Origin of the sequence: Pseudonocardia nigra (assembly GCF_019396355.1) — a bacterium.
GTDB classification, from domain to species: domain Bacteria; phylum Actinomycetota; class Actinomycetes; order Mycobacteriales; family Pseudonocardiaceae; genus Pseudonocardia; species Pseudonocardia nigra.
Genome location: NZ_JAHKRK010000575.1, coordinates 1 through 590, shown reverse-complemented (window position 1 = coordinate 590; position 590 = coordinate 1). Strand labels below are relative to the sequence as shown.

Sequence of the window (590 nt, the reverse complement as noted above, 5' to 3'; positions counted from 1 at the left end):
GATCTGCCTCGCAACCAACCCCAGCTCGACCTGAACATCGCCACGCTCGGCCAGGCGCGGATCACCTCGCCGATGGCTCCGCTGCTCGACGCCGCGAACACCACCGAGCACTACGTCAACGAGAACGACCGGGTGCTGCTCGACGACACCCTCGCAGGCATCTCCTCCCGGGGGGTGCCGGCGAGCGAGCTGCCGGGGTTCGAGCCGTGCGGGCCGCGCCGGAAGATCTTCTTCGACCCGGCCAAGACCCGCGCCGCGATCGTCACCTGCGGGGGCCTGTGCCCCGGGCTGAACGACGTCATCGCCGGGCTGGTGCGCACGCTCACGTACCACTACCGGGTGCGCCGGGTGGTCGGGATCCGCAACGGCTACCAGGGCTTCGCCGCCGACTACGGCCACGACGTCGTCGACCTGACGCCGGAGTCGGTGCGCGACATCGCGACCGACGGGGGCACGGTGCTCGGCACGTCCCGCGGCCCGCAGGACCCCGACGAGATCGTCGACTGCCTGGAGCGCCTGCACGTCAACGTCCTGTTCGTCGTCGGCGGGGACGGCTCGATGCGCGGGGCGATGCAGATCGCGCGCAAGGT

General features: G+C 71.4%; 1 protein-coding gene. It reads left to right on the top strand.

The window, feature by feature from the left end; genetic code table 11:
• Positions 1-3 precede the first annotated feature (3 nt).
• A partial coding sequence (locus KME75_RS42265) for a 6-phosphofructokinase (RefSeq protein WP_219420709.1) occupies positions 4-590 on the top strand: 587 nt, incomplete at its 3' end.